17 protein-coding genes are annotated in these 18,730 nt (G+C 32.7%); all 17 read left to right on the plus strand.

Going from position 1 to position 18,730, the window contains the following annotated elements; all coding sequences use genetic code 11:
* Positions 1-37: 37 nt before the first annotated feature.
* The 17 genes from BUR19_RS15775 to BUR19_RS15855 all read left to right on the plus strand — a co-directional run bounded on the left by BUR19_RS15775 (position 38) and on the right by BUR19_RS15855 (position 18,644).
* Positions 38-502, plus strand: coding sequence for a regulatory protein RecX (locus BUR19_RS15775; protein ID WP_083600797.1), 465 nt, complete (start codon positions 38-40; stop codon positions 500-502).
* Between the two features lie 112 nt (positions 503-614).
* The gene (locus tag BUR19_RS15780) at positions 615-1,232 is read left to right on the plus strand and encodes a porin family protein (RefSeq protein ID WP_074236385.1); all 618 of its coding nucleotides are present in this window, start codon (positions 615-617) and stop codon (positions 1,230-1,232) included.
* 151 nt (positions 1,233-1,383) lie between these two features.
* Positions 1,384-2,070 carry a polysaccharide biosynthesis/export family protein gene (locus BUR19_RS15785; protein ID WP_245799091.1) on the plus strand — a complete coding sequence of 229 codons (687 nt, stop codon included), beginning with the start codon at positions 1,384-1,386 and terminating at the stop codon, positions 2,068-2,070.
* A gap of 5 nt (positions 2,071-2,075) precedes the next feature.
* On the plus strand, positions 2,076-4,385 hold the full coding sequence (locus tag BUR19_RS15790; protein ID WP_074236387.1) for a GumC family protein: 2,310 nt from the start codon (positions 2,076-2,078) through the stop codon (positions 4,383-4,385).
* 36 nt (positions 4,386-4,421) lie between these two features.
* Positions 4,422-5,609 carry a UDP-N-acetylglucosamine 4,6-dehydratase gene (locus BUR19_RS15795; protein WP_074236388.1) on the plus strand — a complete coding sequence of 396 codons (1,188 nt, stop codon included), beginning with the start codon at positions 4,422-4,424 and terminating at the stop codon, positions 5,607-5,609.
* 2 nt (positions 5,610-5,611) lie between these two features.
* Positions 5,612-6,754 carry a LegC family aminotransferase gene (locus tag BUR19_RS15800; RefSeq protein WP_175565923.1) on the plus strand — a complete coding sequence of 381 codons (1,143 nt, stop codon included), beginning with the start codon at positions 5,612-5,614 and terminating at the stop codon, positions 6,752-6,754.
* Positions 6,744-7,391, plus strand: coding sequence for an acetyltransferase (locus BUR19_RS15805; RefSeq protein WP_074236389.1), 648 nt, complete (start codon positions 6,744-6,746; stop codon positions 7,389-7,391). Before BUR19_RS15800 ends, BUR19_RS15805 begins: the two co-directional genes overlap by 11 nt.
* Positions 7,381-8,454 carry a nucleotidyltransferase family protein gene (locus BUR19_RS15810; protein WP_074236390.1) on the plus strand — a complete coding sequence of 358 codons (1,074 nt, stop codon included), beginning with the start codon at positions 7,381-7,383 and terminating at the stop codon, positions 8,452-8,454. The genes BUR19_RS15805 and BUR19_RS15810 overlap by 11 nt, the downstream gene beginning before the upstream one ends.
* The gene (locus BUR19_RS15815; protein WP_074236391.1) at positions 8,455-9,675 is read left to right on the plus strand and encodes a glycosyltransferase; all 1,221 of its coding nucleotides are present in this window, start codon (positions 8,455-8,457) and stop codon (positions 9,673-9,675) included.
* Positions 9,668-11,131 carry a lipopolysaccharide biosynthesis protein gene (locus tag BUR19_RS15820; RefSeq protein ID WP_074236392.1) on the plus strand — a complete coding sequence of 488 codons (1,464 nt, stop codon included), beginning with the start codon at positions 9,668-9,670 and terminating at the stop codon, positions 11,129-11,131. The genes BUR19_RS15815 and BUR19_RS15820 overlap by 8 nt, the downstream gene beginning before the upstream one ends.
* Before the next feature lie 54 nt (positions 11,132-11,185).
* The gene (locus BUR19_RS15825; RefSeq protein WP_074236393.1) at positions 11,186-12,079 is read left to right on the plus strand and encodes a glycosyltransferase family 2 protein; all 894 of its coding nucleotides are present in this window, start codon (positions 11,186-11,188) and stop codon (positions 12,077-12,079) included.
* 48 nt (positions 12,080-12,127) lie between these two features.
* On the plus strand, positions 12,128-13,009 hold the full coding sequence (locus tag BUR19_RS15830; RefSeq protein ID WP_074236394.1) for a glycosyltransferase family 2 protein: 882 nt from the start codon (positions 12,128-12,130) through the stop codon (positions 13,007-13,009).
* A gap of 3 nt (positions 13,010-13,012) precedes the next feature.
* A complete protein-coding gene (locus BUR19_RS15835) occupies positions 13,013-14,095 on the plus strand; it encodes a glycosyltransferase family 4 protein (RefSeq protein ID WP_074236395.1) in 1,083 nt (360 codons plus the stop codon).
* Between the two features lie 5 nt (positions 14,096-14,100).
* Positions 14,101-15,225: a glycosyltransferase family 4 protein gene (locus BUR19_RS15840; protein ID WP_083600798.1), complete on the plus strand. Its 1,125-nt coding sequence runs from the start codon at positions 14,101-14,103 to the stop codon at positions 15,223-15,225.
* On the plus strand, positions 15,218-16,414 hold the full coding sequence (locus BUR19_RS15845) for a glycosyltransferase family protein (RefSeq protein ID WP_074236397.1): 1,197 nt from the start codon (positions 15,218-15,220) through the stop codon (positions 16,412-16,414). Before BUR19_RS15840 ends, BUR19_RS15845 begins: the two co-directional genes overlap by 8 nt.
* A complete protein-coding gene (locus BUR19_RS15850; protein WP_074236398.1) occupies positions 16,411-17,466 on the plus strand; it encodes a glycosyltransferase family 4 protein in 1,056 nt (351 codons plus the stop codon). The genes BUR19_RS15845 and BUR19_RS15850 overlap by 4 nt, the downstream gene beginning before the upstream one ends.
* Positions 17,463-18,644 carry a hypothetical protein gene (locus BUR19_RS15855; protein WP_139297387.1) on the plus strand — a complete coding sequence of 394 codons (1,182 nt, stop codon included), beginning with the start codon at positions 17,463-17,465 and terminating at the stop codon, positions 18,642-18,644. The genes BUR19_RS15850 and BUR19_RS15855 overlap by 4 nt, the downstream gene beginning before the upstream one ends.
* Positions 18,645-18,730 lie beyond the last annotated feature (86 nt).

An 18,730-nucleotide genomic window follows, 5' to 3' on the forward strand; every position in this document is an offset into this window, starting at 1 on the left:
ATGAGCTTTCGGGTTCATTCTTTTTTATTGATTCAGGATGGAGAAAAAGTCTTATACATTTGAGGAGATTAAACAGAAACTGGTGAATTATTGTGTTTACCAGGATCGTTGTCATTCTGAAATAGAACAAAAAATGAGAGATTTTCTTTTGATTCCGGAAGCTAAAGATGAAATTTTTCTTTACCTGATTAAAGAAAATTACCTTAATGAAGAACGTTTTACAAGAAGTTATATCCGAGGAAAGTTCTACATCAAACATTGGGGAAGAACTAAAATCAAAATGAATCTTAAACAAAAAGGAATTATAGAGAAATTAATTTCCAAATGTATGGATGAAATTGATGCTGATGATTACGAAAAAACTGTAAATAAGATTTATCAAGATTATTTTTCCAAACAAAAAGGACTGAAAGAGTATCAGAGAAAAAGTAAGGCAATCAAGCATTTGATGTCCAAAGGCTTTGAATATGATGTTATCTTAGATGTTATTAATAATGAATAAAATAGCATATTAAATTAAATTAATATAGCGTTTTACTATAAGGGTTTAAAATATTTCTTAAAAATTGATAAATAATTCTTAATTTCGTCGCAAATTAGATCAAACAGAATTCATGAAAAAAATAGTTATCATATATGCTTTGGTATTATTTGGTTTTGCAAACGCACAATCGGTAAAGTATGGATTAACAGGGAATATTCACAAGTCGTCCATCGTTGGTATTCATGACCGTTCAAAAGGTATATTTGGAGGTAATGTAGGGGTTTTTGCTGATTTTTCTTTGGTAACTAATGATATTTACGACTCTGCGTGGCTGTATTTTACGCCACAATTGGAGTTTGCAATGTTTGGCGAAAATTCCAAATATCCGAATAAAGATCTTCAGAAGTTTCATAATAATTATATCAGTATGCCTTTGTTTATAAAGTATTTTATAAAAAATCATGGTTATAAAAGTGATATATATTTAATGGCAGGACCTAAATTAGAATATTTAATTACGGATAAAGTTTCCGGACCGGCATCACTTACTGCAGATCAGGAAAAAAATCTGAATAAGTTTGCATACGGATTGGCTGTGGCAGTAGGTGTCAAAGTTCAAGAAAATTGGGATGTGTTTATTCGCTTCGACAGAGGATTCTCGAAAATCTATCCGGACTATACTAAATATACAACATACAACAGAATGTTAGGCATAGGTATTAACTATTACCTGGGCAGTACAAACTAATATTTTTAAAACTGTAATAGATAATAATTATCTTTGCAGGATTCCAATGAAAAAATCATTATTTTTTTTGATGATCATCTTGCTGCTTGTTTCATCTTGCAAACCGAAGCAGAATATGATTTACATGAGTAACAATAATTTTGAGCAGGAGGTGTCTCAGGCTCGCTATGAAGGACTTCATATTCAGGAAGGTGATATGCTAGAGATTATTGTAACGGCTTTAGATGACCTGGCTGTTAAGCCATTTAACAGAACTACGATGCAGCGAACAGGGGATGATGGTAGCGCAGGAGGTAATATTCGTTTAGGTGATAATGAATATCAGGTTACCTCTGAGGGGTATGTTATTTTTCCTGTTTTGGGTAATATCTATTGCAAAGGGATGACAAAGCAACAACTGAAGACAGAGTTGGATACCCGTTTAAAAGAATATTTGGTAGATCCGGTAGTTACGGTAAGACATACCAATTTTAATATTAGTGTTTTAGGAGATGTAGGTAGTCCTGGCCAGAAAACTAGTCCCACAGAGAAGCTGAATGTTTTTCAAGCATTAGCGTTAGCTGGTGATATGAGAGATTCTGCTAACAGAACACAGGTTAAATTGATTCGTTATTCAGAAGAATCTGGCAAAGATGTAACTTACACACTGGATCTTTCAGAAGCTTCTGTAGTCAATTCCCCTTTCTATTATCTACAGCAGAATGACATTTTATATGTAGAACCAGATCGTAATAAGCAGATTGCTGCTAATACAACCAACCCAAATAGGGCATTGTTTTTACAGCTTATGGGCGTTGTCTTAGGATTAGTTACATTTGTCATTGCACTTGCTAAATAAGAGTTATGGAGTTAATGGATAGCCAGCCGGCTGTAAGAAAGAAGAAGATGAATGTCAAAAAAGAGGTCTTCAAATATCTCCGTTATTGGTACTGGATTCTTCTTAGTATGCTGGTTTTTTATGCCGCCGCAAGGATTTATTTGCGTTATACAACACCACAGTATCTTTCCAAAACTACCTTACAGTTTCCGCAGTCTAAAACCAAGGGAGGGGTTCCGCTTAGTGATTTAACTACCTTAGGCAATGGTCTCGGAGGTGATATTGAATTACAGGGCGAGGCTACCGCTATTTTATCAAAGCCAATATTGGCGAAAGTTGTGGAACAACTTAATCTGAATGTTAGCTTTTTTGGCGTTGGTACCATCAAGGAGGCTGAGCTTTATACTTCTTCACCATTGGTGGCACAGATAGCTTCCATTTCAAATCCTAAATTTACGAAGGCAGCTTATGTCGTCTCGCCGACAGGTAAAAATACATATACACTTTCCGAAGGTCCGTTGTTAAAAGGTAAAAGCCAATTTCGTTTTGGAGAATTAGCCGAGTTGCCTTTTGGTAAGGTAAAAATTTCTCTTAAAGCTGGTAGAAAATCTTTCGAATCCATAAAAGTCGTTTTTACAAGCACGTCTAATTTAGTTTCTTCACTGGAAAATGGTGTGTCTGTTTTACTGCCTCCTAACAAAGGTTTGATGATGGAATTGAGTCTTACCGGAGAAGTACCAGGCAAGTCAGAGGATATTTTGAATAAGCTTACAGAGCAATATAGATTAGAGGGAGTGAAAGATCGTAGTCTGGAAGCGCAGAATACCCAGGATTTTATTAATGGTAGATTAGAAATCATCTCTAATGATCTTTCTGGTATTGAGGGAGAGAAGGAGATATTCAAACGGACCAATGAGATTACAGATTTGGATACCCAGGCTAATATGGCGGTAACTAATGCTAATACTAATAATCAGCAATTAGTTACTTATGCAACCCAGCTGGATTTGGTCAACTCTATTTATAATTTGACTTCTTCAGAAAGATTATTACCTTCTAATATGGGTTTGTCAAGTGTTACTGAGGGTTATATTGCGAAGTATAACGATATGTTGCTTACAAAAAATAAGACCCTTAAACAGGCTACGGTACAAAACCCATCAGTCATTCAGTTGAACAGAGAAATTTTGGAAATCCGTGATTTAATTCGCCAGAATATGATGGAGTCAAAAGCTGCATTACAAATTCAGATTGCTCAGCTTCAGGGACAATTAGCCGCAGATCGTACAAAGATTTACAATTATCCAACACAAGAAAAGGTATTTAGAGGGATAGAACGCCAGCAAAATCTAAAGGAGCAGCTATATATTTATCTTTTGCAGAAAAGGGAAGAGAATGCTATAACATTAGCAGTAGCGGCACCAATAGCGAAAGTAATTAATCCGGCATACACCATTGGTATTGTAAAACCAAATAAAGAGCAGATTACTTTGGGAGCTTTGTTAGCAGGTCTACTATTACCGCTGATAATCTTATATGCAACCTATGCCTCGGACAACAAGGTGCATACCAAAGATGATTTGCAAACTCGTATCCATAATGCATCGGTCATCGCAGAGATTACCGAAAATGATGACGAGGTAGCATTGCTAAAGCAGAATGACTTCACAGTATTTGCAGAATCATTCCGAATTCTTACCTCTAATCTCAAATTTTTACTGAGATCTAAAGAGAGTGATAACAAAAGTTCTGTTATTTTGGTAACCTCATCTATTAAGGGCGAAGGTAAAACCACAGTGGCAATGAATACGGCATTGACATTAGCAGGGTCTTCCAAAGTACTAATAATAGGAGCTGATATTAGAAATCCTCAGCTTCATAGATTTGTAAAAGAAAACAAAACCGGACTCACAGACTATTTGGTGTCAGATGATATCTCACCAGAATCTTATATTAAATCTAGTGGTCTGCACGACAATTTGGATGTTTTGTTTAGTGGTGCTATTGCTCCTAATCCTAATGATTTATTGGATATGCACAAATTTGATGAGATGATTATCAATCTTAAGGAGACATACCAATATATTATTTTTGATTCTGCACCTGTGATGCTGGTTAGTGATACATTGCATCTCACTGAGATTTCAGATGTAATTTTATATGTTATAAAATCCAATTATACCGATAATACGATGCTGGATTTTGCGCAGGAATTTAAGGATTCTCACAATATTAGAAATATTTCCTTCGTCTTGAATAACGTAAAACCGGAGGATAGCCGTTATGGTAATAAATATGGCTATGGTTATTATTCAGACGTAAAAGGAAAAAAATAACGGGTCAAGTATTCAGTATTCAAAAAAAAGTCATTAATGAATATCTTAAATCTTATTGGAAGACAATTGGAGTTATTTAAAGAAGATACCTTCAGGAATAACGATGAGTTGGAAAAAATAGTTTCGCTTTCTAAGTTTTTAGTAATAGGCGGTGCTGGCTCAATTGGTTCAGCTACTACAAAAGAAATATTCAAGCGCAATCCAAAAAAACTCCATGTTGTAGACATCAGTGAAAATAATATGGTGGAACTGGTGCGTGATATTCGCAGTTCTTTTGGATATATCGACGGTGATTTCCAAACCTTCGCATTAGATATTGGTTCGATTGAATATGATGCATTCTGGGAAGCAGACGGAGATTATGATTACGTTCTAAATTTATCAGCATTAAAGCACGTTCGAAGCGAAAAAGACCCTTATACATTAATGAGAATGATTGATGTAAATGTTTTCAATACAGATAAAACATTACAACAATCCATCGATAAAGGTGTTAAAAAATACTTTTGCGTTTCTACAGATAAAGCAGCTAATCCTGTCAATATGATGGGCGCTTCAAAACGGATTATGGAAATGTTTTTGATGCGTAGAAGCAAAGAAATTACAATTTCTACTGCACGTTTTGCCAATGTCGCATTTTCAGACGGTTCATTATTGCACGGATTTAATAAAAGAATCGAAAAAAAGCAGCCGATGGTGGCTCCAAACGACATCAAACGTTATTTCGTGATTCCAAAAGAATCGGGAGAATTATGTTTAATGTCTTGTGTCTTTGGAGAAAACCGAGATATCTTTTTTCCGAAATTAAGCGAAAATTTACATTTGATTACTTTTGCAGAAATTGCTGTAAAATATCTTGCAGAAATTGGATACGAACCTTACTTGTGCAAAAATGAAGATGAAGCAAGAGTTTTAATCGAAACTTTACCACAAGAAGGAAAATGGCCTTGTTTATTTACTTCAAGTGATACTACTGGTGAGAAAGATTTCGAAGAATTCTTTACCGATAAAGAAACTTTGGATATGGATCGTTTCGAAAATTTAGGAGTAATTAAAAACGAACTGAATATCGAAGAAGAAAAACTTAATTTATTTGAAACCAAAATCAATGAATTAAAATCCGTACGTAAATGGAACAAAGAAGAAATTGTAGATTTATTCTTTACAATGATTCCGGATTTTGGACATAAAGAAACGGGCAAGTATTTAGATTCTAAAATGTAAAGATGGAAAGTATTCAAAATATGATCTCTTTTGTAAGAGAACATTTTAACTCAAATCAATTCATTCCTCTCCACGAACCGCGTTTCAGAGGCAATGAAAAAAAATATTTGGCAGAAACGATTGATTCTACGTTCGTATCTTCTGTAGGTGCATTTGTCGACCAATTCGAAAATATGATGCAGGACATTACGGGTGCAGCGAAATCTGTAGCTGTGGTAAATGGAACCGCTTCTTTACAGGTAGCTTTGAGATTGGCAGGTGTGGGAAAAGATGAAGAAGTCATTACACAAGCACTCACTTTCATCGCGACTGTCAATGTAATCGCTTATAATAATGCTGTTCCGGTGTTTGTAGACGTAGATTTAGACACAATGGGGCTTTCACCAAAAGCACTTGAAAATTTTTTAGAAGAATTTGGAGAATTGCGTGAGACTGGTTGTTATAACAAATCAACCGGTCGTAGAATTGCTGCTTGTATGCCGATGCACACATTCGGTTTTCCCGTTCATTTAGATGAATTGATGGCGGTTTGCAACAAATGGCAAATTCCGTTGGTAGAAGATGCCGCAGAATCTTTGGGAAGTTTTTACAAAGGAAAACATACAGGAACCAAGGGGTTAATCAGTGGTTTTTCATTCAATGGAAACAAAGTGGTAACAAGCGGTGGCGGCGGCGCAATTATCACCAATGATATCGAACTCGGAACGCAAGCAAAGTATTTGACAACCACAGCAAAACGTCCACATCCTTACGAGTTTTTCCACGACGAAATGGGCTATAATTTCAGAATGCCTAATTTGAACGCCGCTTTAGCTTGCGCACAATTGGAATCTTTGAATGATTTTCTTGAAGACAAAAGAATTTTGGCGAATAAATATGCTGAGTTTTTCAAAGAATCCGGAATCAAATTCAGACAAGAAACTGCTGACACAAAAGCAAATTACTGGCTAATGTGTGTTGAGCTTAATAATAAAGCGGAAAGAGAAGAATTTTTAAAAAACACCAACAACCACGGTATAATGACGCGTCCGATTTGGAATTTGATGTACCGTTTGCCAATGTATGCAAATTGTCAGCGTGATGCTCAGACAAATGCTGAGTTTTTAGAAGAAAGAATTGTTAATATTCCAAGTAGTGCCAGATAAAAATTCCATAGCAATAATAGGATATTCAGGACACTCTTTTGTTGTTTTAGATGCAGCAAAGGAAATGGGTTTGGATGTGGAATACTATTGTGAAAGAAATAAAGTTTCGTTCAATCCTTTTGAAATAAATTATTTGGGAGATGAAGGAAACGAATCTTTTGATTGGAATTCTGTAGATAAATTTATTTTAGGAATTGGTGATAACAGAATCCGTCAGAAAGTGGCAGATTTAATTTTATCTAAAAATAAAAAAATATTAAATGTTTTTCATCCATATTCTGTTATAAGTAATTATGCGAGTTTTGGAACAGGAAATTTCATAGCTGCAAATGTTACAGTTAATGCTTTAGCAAAAATTGCTGATAATTGTATTTTAAACACAGGTTGCATTGTTGAACACGAATGTGTGATCGAAAGTGGAGTTCATATAGCGCCTGGAGCTGTTTTAGCTGGAAGCATTACTGTAGGTGAAAACTCTTTTATCGGAGCGAATACTGTGATAAAACAAGGAATAAAAATAGGAAGTAATATTATCATAGGTGCTGGGAGTGTCGTGACAAAAGATATTTTAGAAAGCAATATTTATTTTGGAAACCCCTGTAAACTAATAAATTCAAATAATCGAAATGAAAGTTAAAGATTTTTCTAATATTAAAATAAATTATTCTGATAGTTTACATAGGGCATTAGAAAAAATGACTAATAACAATCATAAGTTATTAATTGTTGTAAAAGAATCTAAGTATTATAGTTTACTTAGTATTGGCGATATTCAGCGTGCTATTTTACAAGGTAAAGACTTGAACGTAAAAGTAGAAAATGCTCTACGAACTAATGTTAAAATTGCTTATGAGTATGATGATGAAGATGTAATCAAAAATATGATGCTTAATAACAGAATGGAGTTTTGTCCTGTTATTAATTCTGATTCTGAAATTGTAAATATATTCTTTTGGGAGGATTTATTTGATAAAAAGATTGTTCATAATAAAAGCTCCTTTAATCTTCCTGTGGTTGTTATGGCAGGTGGTTATGGAACTCGACTACGTCCATTGACTTATGTCATTCCTAAACCATTAGTACCAATTGGTGAAAAAACAATGCTTGAAGAAATATTTGAAAAATTTAGTATATATGGTTCAGCTAATTTTTATTTATCAGTAAATTATAAGTCAGAGCTTATAAAATTTTATTTACAACAAAATAATCTTCCTTATGAGATTGAATACTTTGAGGAAGAAACACCACTGGGGACAGCAGGAAGTTTAACCTTATTAAAGGGAAAAATAAATACAACATTTTTTGTTACAAATTGTGATATTTTGATTGAAGAAGACTATTCCGAAATTTTAGATTTTCACAGAAAAAATGATAATGTAATAACGGTTGTTGCCGCAATAAAACAGATGACTATTCCATATGGAATCATGAATATTGGTGAAAATGGTGAGCTGTTAAGTATCGAAGAAAAACCTAATTTCAATTTTATTGTGAATACAGGATTTTATATCCTTGAACCTGAAATTTTTGATTTTATACCGGAAAATGAAATTTTTGATTTACCAACATTAATTGAGGAAATAAAGAAAAACCACAGAAAAGTAGGAGTTTTTCCTGTTGCCGAAAATTCCTGGACAGATATGGGGGATTGGGCAGAATATAGTGGAATTTTAAAGAAAAAAGGATTTAATTTAGGCTAAATGAAAATACTGCTAACGGGTATAGGACAAGCAAATTTTTTGAATCAACTTTATTCAAAGGTTATTCCTTTGGGTAAAATAGATGTTCATATAATTGATATGACGTTTAAGTCTGAAGCTGAAAGATTACAATCAGAAAAAATTTTTAAGATACTACCAACTTATAAATTAGAAAAAAATATTCTTTCGTACTTATTACCATTCAAGTCTAAATTCTTTTGGAAACTATTTTTTTTCTTTTCTATTTCTGGTAAATTCAAAACTTTCAAAACTTTTAAATTATTTATAAACGCACAAATCTATCAGTATAATTTGGCCAAAATGATAGATAGTTTAGGTTATGATGTAATACATCATCATTATTTGACTGTTCATTTTGGAAATTTTCTACTTTATTTAAAAAAAACAAAATTTATTGTATCTTTTTGGGGATCTGATTTATTTAGAGAATCTAGCTATATAGATTTATTTTTTAAAAAACAAATTCTAGATAATGCTGAAAAAATAACAGTTGCAACTTCAGATATGCAATATAATGTTATGACAAAATATGGTTTAAGTTTACGTAGTAAGATAAAAAAGCTAAAATTCATTAATAATAATCAATACTTTGATACAATAAATAAACTTACTCCAAGTGATATAGAAACTAATAGGAAGTTATTGTTTCCTCAGGTAGAACAAGAGCTTATACTATCTTTTGGACACTCTGGATTCAAAGAGGAGAACTACGAAGATCTGTTGAACTGTATTGAAAAAATTGATAAAAATACAACTTCAAAATTTCATTTTTTATTTGTTTTAACCTATGGATTAGATAAAGATAATCTAGTATCAATGATAAATTCAAAAATGAGTAAATTAGAGATAGGTTATACTATTTTAAGCAAGTTCTTATCGCATTCAGAATTAGCTAATTACAGATCATGTGTAGACGCCTTTATATTTGCTCCACAGACCGATGCTTTTAGTGGTTATCTTACAGAGTGTTTTTACCAAAAGGTACCAGTTTTTGTAGGTTCTTGGTTACCATACAAAGAATTTATAAGAATGGGAATAAAATACCACGACTTTGACAATTTTAATGATTTAAAGGAGATGTTAATAAATATTGATGATTTTGTAAAGAGCGATTATAGAGGGAATAGGGAGATTGTCAAGCAATATTTTATTGAATCAAACGATAGTGTCGAATGGAGTAAATTATATATAAATGCCTGAAGAGAGTATTGGACAACCGAACTTAAATAAGAAAATTAAGATTGGTTTAAAGTGGAATCTTATAAACCAAGTCATTTCACAATTTATATTCATTTGGTTTAGCATATACCTTGCCAGGTTATTAGGCCCTCAGGCATATGGATTAGTTGGAATGGTTACAGTGTTATCTGGATTTGCTGTAATCTTTGTGGACTTCGGATTTACAAGTTCAATTATTTATTATCAAATTGAAGCGGAGAAAAAACTGTCCAGCATATTTTGGTTTAATATCTTTGCAGCATCAATTATTTATTTAATATTTTTCATTCTTGCTCCCACTATTGCAAAATTTTATAATGAACCACAACTGGTAAAATTGACTCGTGTAATCTGTTTTGGAATTATTATTTCTGCATTTTCTTCTATGCAGGCAACTCTTCTTAGTAAAGAAATTAATTTTAAAAAAAAGGTTATCATTCAATGGTTTAGTACAATTGTCAGTTACTCGGTAGGTTTTTTTCTAGCTTTTAAAGGCTATGGAGTTTGGAGTATTGTATTTATGTCACTTGTCAATAATTTTGTAAATAGTGTAATTCTTTGGTTGACCTCATCTTGGAAACCCTCTTTCTATTTTTCATTAGAGGAGTTAAAAGGTCTAACGAAATATAGTACAAATATCGGTGCAACCAGTATTTTTACTTATCTAACAAGAAATCTTGATAATTTCATTGTAGCTAAATTTTTAGGACAAACGGATTTAGGATTATACACCAATGCTTATCGTCTTATGATGCTGCCGGTTACTAATGTTGCCGGAATATTTGGAAGTGTTTTGTTTTCAGGATTCTCAAAATTAGGTGATGATTTAAATAAAATGGCTGATATATACCTAAAGACAGTTAAAATCATATCATTTGTTACCTTTCCTTTAATGATTGGAATTTTTTCTATTTCACAGGATTTAATTATGATTATGTATGGCCACAAATGGATGGGGGCTGTTCCTCTAATAAGGATTTTATCATTATTAGGGGCTGTTCAATCAATTCTATTTTTAAATGGGACTATATTCAATGCTGTAGGTAAACCTAAGGTAGCTCTTTACACGACAATTGTTTTATATTTATTCTTAATTGTAGGCTGGATTATAGGTTTAAAATTAGATGGTATTATTGGTTTTACAAAAGCCTATTTAATTATTGCAGGTTTAGGGAGTGTTTTTATTCTCTATAATGCAATAAGATTTATCAATCTGAATTTGTTTAATGTTTTTCAAGTAATAAAAAAACAATTATTTGGTTCTTTATTAATGGGATGTTTAATTTATATACTTAACAGATTTTTTTTAATTCAGGATATAAATATTCGTTTTACAGTTAACATTTTGCTAGGTATTTCGTTTTATGTTAGCTATTCATTTTTATTCCAGAGAGATATGATAAGTATAATAAAAGGTTTAAAGAGTAAATCTGGATAAATTTATAAATTATAAATTATCACTTAATAATAGTAATTATTAAAATTAAATCATATGAAAAGTGTTTCTATAATTATAGTAACATATAATGCTGAAAAGTATATTTATAATTGTGTTAGTTCAATTAATGAATCAAAAATTAATGTGCATATCATCGTTATCGATAATGGTTCGCAAGATAAAACATTAGACATCATTAGAGCTAATTTCAAAAATATTGAAATTGTAGATTCCAAGAAAAATTTAGGATTTGGAGCTGCCAATAATATAGGTTATGAAATAGCTTTAGCAAGAAACTCAGATTATATTTATTTGCTTAATCAAGATACAATTAGTTACCCAGAAACATTAAGTAGAATGATTGAGATTTTAGATAGTGATAGTCATATTGGAGTTGCGTCTCCTATGCATTTAAATGATGATGGACAAAAGCTTGATAAAAAATTTGAAGAATATATTTCTGCTGGATCTTGCCCAGAATATATTTCAGATGCTTCATTGAACAAAGTCTCTACTTTTTATGAAATTGGTTTTGTAAATGCTGCAGCTTGGTTGATTAACATAGAAATGATTAAAAAACTTGGGGGATTATTTTCTTCAGCATTTTTTCACTATGGAGAAGATTCAAATTTTTTATCTAGATTGAGATATCATAAAAAGAAATGTGTCATTATTCCAAATATTTACGTTCATCATCTTAGAGAGGAAAGATCTGGAAAGATGAGCGCAGCTTTTGAGAAAAGAAAACTTTCGATAAAAAAAGTTGAGATAATGACAAATATAAATAGAGATTATAAATCTACAGTAAAAATTTTATATAAATATGCCGGACAACAGATTTTTCACGGGAATTTAAAAGGAGGATTCGAATTATTATTATATCCTATAACTCACAGGACTGAAATTTTAAGATATAGAAATTCTTATACAAGTAGTAAAATACTCTAGAAATAGGTAGTCTGTGTTTTTGGCAACTAATCTAAACAATATTTAAAAATGATTACAATCATTATCCCTTTTTTCAATAGATTTTCTCAGTTACACAATACCTTGCTTTCTGTTAAAAATCAGTCTTTTCAAGATTGGGAGTGCCTGCTTATAGATGATGGTTCAGATCAAGAGGAGTTATTCAAAATAAACGAATCTATTTTGGATGATAAAAGATTCAGAATAATCTTAAGACCGGATGATCGGCTTAAAGGAGCCAATTCTTGTAGAAATATTGGAATAGAAAATGCCAAAGGTGAGTATATTGCACTTTTAGATTCTGATGACTTGTGGCCTGAGAATTATCTCTCGGATTATTTAAAATTTGTGAAATCAGTACCTGAGTTTAGTGGTGGTTTTGCAAAATGTCTAATACGAAACGGAGAGAAAGAATGGATTTCCGATTCTAGGGATTTGTTAGAAAATGAGAGTTGTTTTGATTTTTTATTAGATGATAAAGCTATTGCCCAAACATCCACGTTTTTTATAAAAACATCAAAAGCTAAAGATATAAAATTCGATGAGTCGTTATTACGCCATCAAGATTGGGATTTTTTTATACGTTTTGGTGAAAAGTTTAATTGGCAATATAATCCTGAACAATATGTAATAGTGATTTGGGAAAAAGGTGCGAAAAGAACTATTCATTTTCCGTCTTGTATTAAAGTTTACAATAATTTTCAGTCGCAGATTTCAAATTTAGATAATCGTAACAGATATCTTTTTTCAATGTATGAAAAGTCATTGCAGTACAATTCTGATAAAAAAATTAAAGATTTCTATTTGAAACAGCTTAAAATTAATAATTATAAAGTAAACACTAATAGAGAATTTCTAATGATAAAATATCCTTTTATTTATCAGTTTCTCAGAAATTTTGTAAAAAAGTAGCAAATGAAAATAATAAGATTAAGTACTTTTTTAAATTTTGGAGGAATAGAAACTAAGATGGTTAACCTATCGCATTATAATGATACCGAAAACGAATGGATTTTTGCAGCAGTTGGTAAAGGAGGGGTTGCCGAAGAACGAATTTTAAATAACAATAAAAGAACAGCAATCCTCAATTTAAATTATAAGATTCCTTGTTTGAAAACAATATGGGGGCTCTACAAATATTTAAAGAAAGAAAGACCAGATGTTTTACATACTTCGGGAGCCGAAGCTAATTTTTTTGGTTTCTTAGCAGGAAGAATGGCTAAAGTTCCGAAGATTATTGTTGAAGAAATTGGTATTCCGAATCAATCATATAATGCAAAAAAAATATTTGGCTTCATTTTTAAAAATGCAGATTACGTAGTTGGCGAGTCCCAGACTGTGGTCAATCATATTGTCTCAAATTATAAGTTAAATGTTTCAAAGACCAAAGTTATTCACAATTTTGGTTTGTTTAACTATAAATTTGATAGCCAAAAATCCCAAAATGATAATAATTATTTTCATATTGTGATGATATCTCGTCTAGAACCTGTTAAAAATATTGAAGCTGTTATTAATGTTATTGCTCATTTGAAAGATAGGATCTCCGTAAGAATTAAATTAACAATTGCGGGAAGCGGAACATTAGAAGAAAATTTGAAAAATAGAGTTAGTGAGTTAGAGCTTAGTGAGAATGTATTTTTCATGGGTTTTATATCTGATCCTTATCCTATTCTTAAAAACTCAGACTTATACATTTTAAATTCATTTTCTGAAGGATTTTCAAATTCATTAATAGAAGCAATGTATAGCTCCACACCATCCCTCAGTACAGACGTAGGAGCAGCTAGTGAAATTATTGATAACAATGTTAATGGATTCCTTATTCCTGCAGCAAATGAAAAAGTATTATTAGATAGAATAGAAACCATAATTTCTATGCCTAAAGAACGACTTCAGGAAATTGGTATGAAGGGGCACCAAAAAATCACGGAAAATTTCTCTTTAAATAATCATATTGCTGAACTAATGCAAATTTATAAGTCAAATAAGCTATAACCATTATGATTCGAGTATTACATATTATGTCAACAGTCATGGGGGGCGGTGTTGAAAGACGAAGGTTGTCTTTGGCAAAATATTTTAAAAACACCAATTTTGAGATGAAGTTGGTTGGGACTTATAAAGATGGTGTAATAGCTGAGCAAATTGAAGAAAATGGCGTGGAAATCATTGAGGTCGGGGATTTTAACGGGCCTTTTCACTGGGGAAAACATAAAGAAGTTCAGAAGATAATTGATGATTTTAAACCACACATCATCCACGGTGCTGTATATGAAGGTGTCACAATGGCGGCGATAAATGGTTTTATAAAAAGAGTACCCATAGTTCTTTTAGAAGAAACTTCCGATCCTCAAAATAGAAGTTCTAAAGCAAATTTTCTATTAAGAATTTTTTCTTTTGCAGCAGACAGATTCATTGCTATAGCTCCGAATGTAGCAGATTATCTTAAAAAAAAGGCAAAGGTATCTGCGAAGAAAGTTATTACAATTAACAATGGGGTCGAAATTCCAAGAACTGTTTCAGACTTAGAAATTATGAACTTAAAAAATCAATATTCTATAAAGGATGATGATTTTGTCGTAGGAACTGTTGGCAGATTGTTTAATGATCACAAAAAAATTACAGATATAATTGAAGCTGTTCATCTTTTAAGAGAACTTGATAAACTCAAATTAATTATTGTTGGGAGTGGCAAGGATGAAGAGTTGATTATGCAAAAAGCAATCGACTTGGGGATTCAGGATAGAGTAATTTTTACAGGCTATCAATTTGATACAGCACCTTTTTATAAATTAATGGATGTATTCTGTATAGCATCACAAAGAGAAGGTTTTGGATTGGTTGCTGCTGAGGCAATGCTTCACCATCTTCCGGTCATTGCTACTAAGGTAGGGGGGTTGCAAAATGTTGTAGTCGATGGAGAAACGGGTATGTTGATAGAGCCTCATCAACCAAGAGAAATTGCAAATTCAATTCAAAAATTATATAATTCATCAGAATTGCTAGACTTGTATGCAACAAACGGGTATAATAGGGCAATAGAGAATTATACAGAAGAAAGATACGTGAGAGAAGTAATTGCGTTATATATGGAATTATTAAAAAAGAAAAAAATACATGCCTAAAAACCTCCTCTTCATCACTTGGGACGGACCACAGACTTCTTATATGGAAGGTCTTTTTATGCCTATTTTTCAGGAAATTGCTAAGATAAGCGATTTCAAATTTCACGTTTTGCAGTTCACTTGGGCAGAGGAAAAGAAAATCAGTCAAACTAAAAAGAGTGCAGAAAAAATGGGAATCACATATTCTGCTTTGCCTATTCTTAGAAAACCTAATGTATCTATAGGAAGTCTTTTGACGGTTTTTACATCATCAAACAAAATCAAAAAATATATCAGGGAAAATAAGATTGATATCGTGATGCCAAGAAGTACTTTTCCTGCAATGATAATTAATCAAATCAAAAATAAAAATATTAAAATTATTTTCGATGCGGATGGATTACCTATAGAAGAGAGAATTGATTTTGCGGGTCTGAAGAGAGATTCTCTTCAATATAAACTGATGAAGTCTGCTGAAACCAAAATGCTTAAAAATGCAGATGCAGTCATCACTAGATCTCAAAAAGCAATTGATATTCATCTTAGTAATATTGGAGAAGTAAACATGCCAAAATTTTCGGTAGTATTCAATGGAAGAGAAAACAATTTTTTCAAATTAAATGATGAAGCCAGACTAAAAGCACGCGAGAAATTAAAATTAAATAAAGAATTCCTCCTTGTTTATGCAGGTTCGCTAGGACCTCAATACTGCTTGTCCGAAATGTTGGAAATTTTTAAGAATTACAAGACAAAGTACCATTCCAAATTTCTTATTCTAACAGGTAATACTGAGTTTGCCAAACAAAATATCCCAGAAGATCTGCAATCAGACATTATTTTAAAATCTGTAGCATCAGATGAGGTTCCATTTTATCTCAATGCTGGAGATGCTGCTTTTGCGTTACGGCAGCCAAGTTTCAGTATGCAAGGTGTAGCTCCGATTAAATTGGGCGAATATCTTCTTTGTGGCTTGCCGGTGATTGCCAGCAAAGGCATTGGCGATACAGATGATATTTTGGAAATTTTTGAAGAATGTTATCTCTATGATCATTCAATGGGTTTGCTATCTCAATTTGGTCTAATCACGGACTTTTTAGAAAAGTCTATATTTGCGGACAGAAATAATATCTCTAGAAAAGCTCAGCGATATTTTTCTCTGGAAGCTGCTGCAGAATCATACATCACAGCAATCAACAAAATTAAGCAATGAAAATCCTTTATCTTACCAAATACACAAGAATGGCGGGTAGCAGTAGAATGCGGAGCTATCAGTACTTCCCGTATCTTGAAAGGTCAGGGATGAAGATAACGGTAAAACCTTTTTTTGATGATGATTATCTTAAAGATTTTTACGCTGGAAAAAAAAATATAAGCACAGTCATAAAGTCGTATTTACGAAGATTTCTTGTGTTGTTTTCAGTTTTAAAATATAATAAAGTAGTAATCGAAAAAGAAATTTTCCCTTTTATTCCTGCTGTCGCAGAATGGATTTTAAAATTATTTGGAATCAGATATATTGTAGATTATGATGATGCTATTTTTCATAATTATGACCAAAGTTCAAATCCAATTATTAAAAAGTTTCTGGGGAATAAAATTGCCAATGTGATGAGATATAGCGGAATTGTTATAGCAGGTAATCATTATTTGGCAGAATATGCTTGGCGATCTGGAGCAAAAAAAATAGAAATCATCCCAACAGTAATAGATCTGGATAGATATCCAATAAAAGCAAATTTAGATTCTGAAAAATTCATTGTAGGCTGGATAGGAACTAAAACGACTTTTGAAAAACATCTCTTACCGTGCAAAAATTGGGTTAAAGAATTGCAAAGCCAAGATCCAAATATCCAGTTCAACATTGTTGGGATAAGAGAGGATATGGATCTCGGAAAAAATGTAAAGTACATCCAGTGGAGAGAAAAGACAGAAGTGTCCGAAATTCTAAAAATGGATGTGGGCATTATGCCTCTTCAGGATTCCGAATGGGAAAAAGGAAAGTGTGCCTATAAATTAATTCAGTATGCAGCTTGCGGAATTCCCGGAGTAGCATCCGATGTGGGAATGAATAAGGATGTTTGTATTGATAATGTGACAGGACAAATTGCTTATGAAGATCAGGATTGGATAGATCATATTCTGTTTCTGAAAAATAACAGTCTTCAGAAAAAAGAAATGGGAAATAACGCACGGCAGTTGGTAGAACAAAAATATTGCATACAGGTCACTGCAGATAAATGGTGTAAAATATTAAGTAAATGATTCTAGATATCCTATACATACCATTATTTGTATTATTGGCGTTTCAGTTTCCAAAATTGTTGCTTGAAGATAAGGAACAAGCTTATTTGCCAATTCTGAATAAATTGGCTTTATTTCATTTTGTTCTAGGAATAGCGTATTTCTTTACCACCAATAATGGAGGTGGAGACGCTTGGGGCTATTGGACAGCCGCAAAAAATATGAATTATCTACAGTTTGTAAAAGACGTGAGCGGAGGCGAGGGAACCGAGTTTATGAGGGCCTTCAATTATATTCCGGGCAATATGATGGGAATGTCATTCTTGTCCAACACGATGTTTTACAGTTTGTTGGGTTTCATGGGAATAACCTATTTTTTCCTGATAGCCGCGCGTACCATTCCTTACAACAAAATGATAAGTGGTTATGTACTGTTTCCATTGATTTTCTTTCTCCCTAATCTTCATTTTTGGAGCGCAGGAGTAGGAAAAGATACAATCCTGTTTCTTTGTATAGGCATGTTTGTTTATGGATTGATGAAACCCTTTCAGAGAATTCCGCTAATTATAATTGCAGGATTATTAGCAATGGCAATCCGACCTCATATTCTATTATTCTTAATGGTAGGCTTTGGTTTGGCTTATGTATTTGGAGGAAAGGTGTCGCCATTCCAGAGATTCCTATTTTCTGCAGTGATGATAGGCGTTGGGATTGCTATTTTGCCAAGCGTAATGGAGTTTGCCAAGATAGAGGAAGCTTCAGCGGAAGGTTTTGATAAGTTTGCAACGGGGAAGGCTGCTGTTTTGAGCCGTGGAAGTACAGGTTCTGCCATAGATATTTCGTCATATCCATTTCCCCTAAAAATTCTCACGTTTTGGTTCAGACCTTTCTTTTTTGATGTCAGAAATATTAATGGTTTGATTGCCTCACTGGAGAATTTGGTACTTGTTATTGTCTTTATCAAAGCAATGAGAACAAGTCCTGTTATAGCTTTCAAGGCAGCACCTTTTGTAATAAAAGGGCTGGTGTTGTTTTTGATTATGGGAACACTTGCATTTTCGCAGTCATTAGGAAATGTTGGGATTATGATTAGAATGCGCAATATGTTTCTGCCGGGGATGATCATCTACCTGATGTGGGTGTTCTCCTACCAGCAGCAGAGAATTAGGGCTTTTAAAGATAGCACCGAAGTCAAGTAAGATAGTTTTAAATCATATAATTAAACCTGTCACGCTGACACTCTCGAAGCATTCTTAACATTAAATCTTAAAAATCCTTAACTTAG

Source organism: Epilithonimonas zeae (genome assembly GCF_900141765.1).
Taxonomy (GTDB): Bacteria; Bacteroidota; Bacteroidia; order Flavobacteriales; family Weeksellaceae; genus Epilithonimonas; species Epilithonimonas zeae.

Excerpts from the sequence above, each read along its gene's own strand:
- BUR19_RS15790 (WP_074236387.1), top strand. The coding sequence starts at position 2,076 with ATGGAGTTAATGGATAGCCAGCCGGCTGTAAGAAAGAAGAAGATGAAT.
- BUR19_RS15795 (WP_074236388.1), top strand. The coding sequence starts at position 4,422 with ATGAATATCTTAAATCTTATTGGAAGACAATTGGAGTTATTTAAAGAA.
- BUR19_RS15850 (WP_074236398.1), top strand. The coding sequence starts at position 16,411 with ATGAAAATCCTTTATCTTACCAAATACACAAGAATGGCGGGTAGCAGT.
- BUR19_RS15780 (WP_074236385.1), top strand. The coding sequence starts at position 615 with ATGAAAAAAATAGTTATCATATATGCTTTGGTATTATTTGGTTTTGCA.
- BUR19_RS15800 (WP_175565923.1), top strand. The coding sequence starts at position 5,612 with ATGGAAAGTATTCAAAATATGATCTCTTTTGTAAGAGAACATTTTAAC.
- BUR19_RS15825 (WP_074236393.1), top strand. The coding sequence starts at position 11,186 with ATGAAAAGTGTTTCTATAATTATAGTAACATATAATGCTGAAAAGTAT.
- BUR19_RS15840 (WP_083600798.1), top strand. The coding sequence starts at position 14,101 with ATGATTCGAGTATTACATATTATGTCAACAGTCATGGGGGGCGGTGTT.
- BUR19_RS15830 (WP_074236394.1), top strand. The coding sequence starts at position 12,128 with ATGATTACAATCATTATCCCTTTTTTCAATAGATTTTCTCAGTTACAC.
- BUR19_RS15835 (WP_074236395.1), top strand. The coding sequence starts at position 13,013 with ATGAAAATAATAAGATTAAGTACTTTTTTAAATTTTGGAGGAATAGAA.
- BUR19_RS15855 (WP_139297387.1), top strand. The coding sequence starts at position 17,463 with ATGATTCTAGATATCCTATACATACCATTATTTGTATTATTGGCGTTT.
- BUR19_RS15775 (WP_083600797.1), top strand. The coding sequence starts at position 38 with ATGGAGAAAAAGTCTTATACATTTGAGGAGATTAAACAGAAACTGGTG.
- BUR19_RS15820 (WP_074236392.1), top strand. The coding sequence starts at position 9,668 with ATGCCTGAAGAGAGTATTGGACAACCGAACTTAAATAAGAAAATTAAG.
- BUR19_RS15810 (WP_074236390.1), top strand. The coding sequence starts at position 7,381 with ATGAAAGTTAAAGATTTTTCTAATATTAAAATAAATTATTCTGATAGT.
- BUR19_RS15815 (WP_074236391.1), top strand. The coding sequence starts at position 8,455 with ATGAAAATACTGCTAACGGGTATAGGACAAGCAAATTTTTTGAATCAA.
- BUR19_RS15845 (WP_074236397.1), top strand. The coding sequence starts at position 15,218 with ATGCCTAAAAACCTCCTCTTCATCACTTGGGACGGACCACAGACTTCT.